At 75.1% G+C, this 390-nt stretch carries 1 protein-coding gene; it reads right to left on the reverse strand.

The window, feature by feature from the left end; genetic code table 11:
- Window positions 1–20: 20 nt before the first annotated feature.
- Window positions 21–390 (reverse strand): YcxB family protein (locus FNQ90_RS26720; protein WP_228471637.1); only part of this gene is annotated, 370 nt, incomplete at its 5' end.

The raw sequence follows: 390 nt of genomic DNA on the forward strand, positions 1-390 counted from the left end.
TATAAGACACAGGGGGCGGCTCATCCCCGGTCGGCCCGCGTCAACGGCGCGGTGTGCCGGGCCACCAGCCTCCGTGCCTCCTCGATCTCCTCCGGGGAGGCGAACAGCCGCTTGGGGATCACCACCACGGGCGCGGACATCCCCCGGGAGCCGAGCAGCACGAGACAGCGCCCCGTCTCCGTCCGGTGGGGGAAGTCCTCCCAGCCCGTCGTGAACGACGAGAGGGCGTCACCGGCCTCGATCCCGCCCTCGTGGATACGGAGGCGGCACTCGCCGTGGGCCGCCACCCGGGCGTGCAGCCGACGCGACCGCAGCCGGTCCGCCGCCCACCCCACCGCGGCTCCCGCCAGGACGCCGGTGCCGAGGAGACCGGCGCCCCGCACCCACTCC

It is taken from the genome of Streptomyces alkaliphilus, from assembly GCF_014141535.1.
GTDB classification, from domain to species: Bacteria; Actinomycetota; Actinomycetes; order Streptomycetales; family Streptomycetaceae; genus Streptomyces; species Streptomyces alkaliphilus.